Genomic DNA, 4,827 nt, shown 5'->3' on the forward strand with positions numbered 1-4,827 from the left:
GGCCGGAGGTTCCGGAGCCGGCGGTGCGGCCAGGACCACGCCGTCCCTGCTCGCCGCCGCCGTGGTGCTGGCGGCGGTGTTCGGGATCGCCGAGGCGCGCCCGCCGGCCGCCCCGGCCAAGGCGGGTGCCGCGGCCGCCCCGGTCACCGCGCAGGTCGAGCGGACGTCGGCGGTCTGCCCGCAGCCGATCCAGGGCCTGACCGGGTCGACCACGCTCACCGCCTACACCCCGCCCGGGACGGGCTCCGCCACCGGCGGGGCCGGCTGGCTGTCCGACGCGGCCGCGCCCGCGGTGCCCGCCGCCCAGCCGACCGCGGCCCCCGCGGCCCCGGCGACGCCCGCCGCCCCGGCCCCGAGCGGTTCGGGCGCCCCGAGCACCCCGGCCCAGGACAAGGACGCGGCGCCCGCCGACGCCCGGCTGACCGTCACCAAGCCCGGCACCCCGGTCACCGGCCCGGCCGCCAACGGCGACGCCGCGCCCGGCACCGGGGCCGTCGCCACCGGGGCCCTCGCCCCCGGCTTCACCGTCACCCAGACCACGGTGGTCACCGAGCAGCGCGGCCTCGGCCTGTCCGGCCTCACCTGCACCCCGGCCGCGACGAGCTTCTGGTTCGCCGGGGCGAGCACCGCCGGCGACCGGGTCGACTACCTCAGCCTGGTCAACACCGAGTCCTCCGCCGCGGTGGTGGACATCAAGCTGTACGGCGACAAGGGCCTGATCGACAACGACGCCGCCAACGGGATCACCGTGGCGCCCGGCAGCTCCCAGTCCGTCCTGCTGTCGACCCTCAGCAAGGGCGCGGTCGCCGACCTCGCGGTGCACGTGGTGGTGCGCTCGGGACGGGTCGGCGCCGCGCTGCACGCCGCCGACGGCGGCAAGGGCGCCGACTGGGTCCCGGCCTCGGCCGACCCGGCCCCCGTCCAGGTGCTGCCCGGCCTGCCCGCCGACACCGCCTCCGCCCGGCTGGTGGTCTGGGCGCCGCCGGAGGACGACGCCGACCTGAAGATCCAGCTGTCCGGCAAGAACGGCTGGTTCAGCCCGGCCGGCAACGAGACGATCCACGTCAAGGCGGGCATGGTGGCCGCCGTCGACCTCGGCAAGGTCACCCGGGACGAGGTCGCCGGGCTGCGCCTGTCGCCCAGCGACGACAAGCACCGCACCCCGATCGTGGCCGGGCTGCGGATCGACCGGGCGGCGGCCAACGGCAAGACCGACGCGGCCTGGCTGACCGGCAGCGACCCGGTCGGCGCCCGGGCCACCGTCGCCGACAACCGGGGCGGCGCCTCCACGCTCTACCTGACCTCCAGCGGCGAGGCCGCCACCGTCCGGGTCACCGCCTCGGCCGGCAGCGGCGGCGGCACCCCGGCCACCAAGGAGGTCCAGGTCCCGGCCGGCGGCACGGTCGCGCTGCCGGCGCCCGAGCCCGCCGGGTTGAACGGCGTCTTCGCGCTCACCGTGGAGACCGTCTCCGGCGGCCCGGTGGTGGCCGCCCGGATGCTGTCCCTGCCGGCCAAGGACGTGCCGATGTTCACCGTCCAGGCGCTGCGCGACGACCGCAGCACCGTCAAGGTGCCGCAGGCCCGCCAGGACCCGGGCGTCGTCCTGCGCTGAGCGGCCTCCGGGGCGGCACCGCCGGTGCCGCCCCGGAGGGATCAGTCCTCGTCGTAGCGCGGGTCGATGGCGTCCGGCGACAGCCCCAGCAGCTCGGCGACCTGCTCGATCAGGATCTCGTGCACCAGCGCCGCGCGGTCCTCCCGGGTCTTCGCCCGGATCTCCACCGGCCGCCGGTACACCACGATCTGGCTCTTGCGCCCCTGCTGGGCCGGCGACACCCGCCCCAGCGGCACGCCGTCCTCGGCGTCGGCGCCGTCCGGCTCGTGCAGCGGCACCTCCTGGACGGCGAACTCCACCTCGATCAACTGCGGCCAGCGCCGTTCGAGACGCTCCACCGACTCCCGGACGTAGTCGTCGAACAGTTCGGAACGGGTGAGCGAGATCGGTACCTGCGGCGGCGCCAGCGGCCCGCGCAGGCCCCGCCCGTGCCGGTCGCGGTGCCGGGGGCGGCGCGCCGGGCCTGTCGATGACTGCGGTGCGGAGCTGTCCATATCACTGCCGAGGGTAGTCCTTGGACGGTCGGAAGTGGACCACTCCGACCGGGAATCGCACGGGGCGTTGGATACGCGGCCCCGGCGCCCGAGGGGCGACACGGCACCCCTTCCGGGCAGGCGGTCTTCGCTCCCCGGCGGGGAGTGCGGTACCGTCCACCCTCGTGAGCTCTGTACGTCGTTGTTCGCGGACCGCGTGCGGCCGGCCGGCCGTCGCGACGCTGACGTACGTCTACGCGGACTCCACCGCCGTCCTCGGACCGCTCGCCACCTACGCCGAGCCGCACTGCTACGACCTGTGCGCCGAGCACGCCGAGCGCCTCACCGCCCCGCGCGGCTGGGAGGTCGTCCGGCTCATCGCCGAGGCCGGGCCGCTGCGCCGCAGCAGCGACGACCTGGAGGCGCTGGCCAACGCCGTGCGCGAGGCCGCCCGTCCGCAGACCCCCCGTCAGGGCCGCGGCCCCGAGGGCGATTCCACCGAGGGCGGCCGCCGCGGCCACCTCCGGGTGCTGCGCTCGCCCGACAACTGAGGACTCACCCGGCACGGGGCGTTCGTCCGACCCGGGTACGCTGCCCGTCTACCGTCACCGCGCCCGTCGACCGGACGTGCGGTGGCCCGACGTTCCGTGATCAGTCCAAGACCAGGGTGGAGCCGCAGTGCGCGACCTCAAGCAGCTCGTGAAGGCGTACGACGTCCGAGGCGTCGTCCCGGACCAGTGGGACGAGAGCCTGTCCCGGGCCTTCGGTGCCGCGTTCGTGCAGGTCACCGGCGCGTCCGCGATCGTGGTCGGGCACGACATGCGCCCCTCCTCGCCGTCGCTGAGCCTGGCCTTCGCCGAGGGCGCCGCCGCCTACGGCGCCGACGTGGTGCAGATCGGGCTGTGCTCCACCGACCAGCTCTACTACGCCAGCGGCAAGCTCGACCTGCCCGGCGCGATGTTCACCGCCAGCCACAACCCGGCCCAGTACAACGGCATCAAGCTGTGCCGGGCCGGCGCCGCCCCGGTCGGCCAGGACACCGGCCTGTCCGAGATCCGCGAGCTGGTCGAGTCCTGGACGGCCGAGGACGACACCGTCACCGTGCCCGCCAAGGACGTGGAGCCGGGCTCGCTGTCCGCCCAGGACACCCTGCGCGGCTACGCCGACCACCTGCTGGGCCTGGTCGACCTGACCGCGATCCGCCCGCTCAAGGTCGCGGTGGACGCCGGCAACGGCATGGGCGGCCACACCGTGCCGACCGTCTTCGACGGCCTGCCGATCGAGCTCGTCCCGATGTACTTCGAGCTGGACGGCACCTTCCCGAACCACGAGGCCAACCCGCTCGACCCGAAGAACCTGGTCGACCTCCAGGCCAAGGTCCGCGAGGTCGGCGCCGACGTGGGCCTGGCCTTCGACGGCGACGCCGACCGCTGCTTCGTCGTGGACGAGCGCGGCGAGCCGGTCTCCCCGTCGGCGATCACCGCCCTGGTCGCCGTCCGCGAGATCGCCCGCGCCCGCGCCGCCGGCGAGGCCGAGCCGACCGTCATCCACAACCTGATCACCTCCTGGACCGTCCCCGAGGTGGTCAGGGAGCTCGGCGCCAAGCCGGTGCGCACCCGGGTCGGCCACTCCTTCATCAAGCAGGAGATGGCCGAGACCGACGCCGTCTTCGGCGGCGAGCACTCCGCGCACTACTACTTCCGCGACTTCTGGCGCGCCGACACCGGCATGCTGGCCGCGCTGCACGTGCTCGCCGCGCTCGGCGGGCAGCCGGCCGCGCTGTCCGAGCTCACCGCCGAGTACGACCGCTACGCCGCCTCCGGCGAGATCAACAGCACCGTGGCCGACCAGGCCGCCAGCACCGCCGCCGTCCGCGCCGCCTACGCCGGCGGGGAGGACACCACGGTCGACGAGCTGGACGGCCTGACGGTGGCCGGCCCGGACTGGTGGTTCAACCTGCGCGCCTCCAACACCGAGCCGCTGCTGCGCCTGAACGTCGAGGCCAAGGACCCGGCGCGGATGGCCGAACTGCGCGACGGCGTCCTGGCTGTCGTCCGCGGCTGAGCCGGTCCGCCCCGGTGGGGCGGCTGATCTCCGCGCCCGGTGCCCCGGCCGGTAGGGTTTCCTATCGGCCGGGGCACCTCCGTGCCACCCCCGAACTTTGGAGAGCCCCATGAAGCTCGAATCCTTCCTGCTGGAGATCCTGGTCTGCCCGCAGTGCCGGGCCGCGGTCGCCGAGGGCGGCACCGAGGAGCAGCCCGAGCTGGTCTGCACCGGCGCCGACTGCGGTCTCGCGTACCCGGTCCGCGAGGGCATTCCGGTCCTCCTGGTGGACGAGGCCCGCCGCCCGGCCTGATCCTGGGGGCGAAGCCCCACCCCGACCGCCCGGCGCGCAGCGGAGCGCGCGCCCCAGGACCGCAGCCGGAGGTTCGCCGCATGCTCGACGACACCCTGCTCGACGACCCGGCCGCGCTCCAGCGCGCCGACCACGACCGCGCCCTGCTGGCTCTGGCCGGTGCCGGGGCGCGGGTCCGCACCGCGCTGCGGCAGGCGGAGACGGCCGGCCTCGACCGGCTGCGGCCGGACGGCCGGCCGCGTGCCGTCCTGGTGGCCGGGCACGGCAGTGCGCTGACCGCCGCCGAGATGCTGTCCGCGCTGGCCGGCACGGCCACGGGCCACCCTCACCGGCGGGCGGCTGACCGTCTCCGACGCGCTGGAGGAGGTGCTCTGGCGCGATCCGCC

The 4,827-nt window shown here is 75.6% G+C and carries 5 protein-coding genes and 1 pseudogene; 5 read left to right on the forward strand and 1 reads right to left on the reverse strand.

Annotation, left to right across the window (positions count from 1 at the left end):
* The first annotated feature begins 61 nt into the window (after nt 1-61).
* A complete protein-coding gene (locus tag AB0E96_RS38235) occupies nt 62-1,612 on the forward strand; it encodes a DUF5719 family protein (protein ID WP_359831020.1) in 1,551 nt (516 codons plus the stop codon).
* A 41-nt stretch (nt 1,613-1,653) separates the two neighbouring features.
* Here AB0E96_RS38235 and AB0E96_RS38240 read toward each other — a convergent pair whose 3' ends face one another.
* Entirely contained in the window at nt 1,654-2,106 is a 453-nt protein-coding gene (locus AB0E96_RS38240; protein ID WP_359831012.1) for a metallopeptidase family protein, read from the reverse strand.
* Between the two features lie 164 nt (nt 2,107-2,270).
* Between AB0E96_RS38240 and AB0E96_RS38245 the strand changes: the two genes are divergently transcribed.
* The 4 genes and pseudogenes from AB0E96_RS38245 to AB0E96_RS38260 form a co-directional block, all read left to right on the forward strand.
* The gene (locus AB0E96_RS38245) at nt 2,271-2,636 is read left to right on the forward strand and encodes a DUF3499 domain-containing protein (protein WP_359831014.1); all 366 of its coding nucleotides are present in this window, start codon (nt 2,271-2,273) and stop codon (nt 2,634-2,636) included.
* 127 nt (nt 2,637-2,763) lie between these two features.
* Nucleotides 2,764-4,149 carry a phosphomannomutase/phosphoglucomutase gene (locus tag AB0E96_RS38250; protein ID WP_359831016.1) on the forward strand — a complete coding sequence of 462 codons (1,386 nt, stop codon included), beginning with the start codon at nt 2,764-2,766 and terminating at the stop codon, nt 4,147-4,149.
* A 109-nt stretch (nt 4,150-4,258) separates the two neighbouring features.
* Nucleotides 4,259-4,441, forward strand: a complete 183-nt coding sequence (locus tag AB0E96_RS38255; protein ID WP_359831018.1) for a Trm112 family protein — start codon at nt 4,259-4,261, stop codon at nt 4,439-4,441.
* A gap of 80 nt (nt 4,442-4,521) precedes the next feature.
* A pseudogene (locus tag AB0E96_RS38260) lies at nt 4,522-4,827 on the forward strand (mannose-6-phosphate isomerase); the annotation flags it as partial.

Origin of the sequence: Kitasatospora sp. NPDC036755, assembly GCF_040636595.1 — a bacterium.
Lineage (GTDB): Bacteria > Actinomycetota > Actinomycetes > Streptomycetales > Streptomycetaceae > Kitasatospora.

Coding starts and splice junctions, on each gene's coding strand:
- AB0E96_RS38240 (WP_359831012.1), bottom strand. CDS start 2,106: ATGGACAGCTCCGCACCGCAGTCATCGACAGGCCCGGCGCGCCGCCCC.
- AB0E96_RS38255 (WP_359831018.1), top strand. CDS start 4,259: ATGAAGCTCGAATCCTTCCTGCTGGAGATCCTGGTCTGCCCGCAGTGC.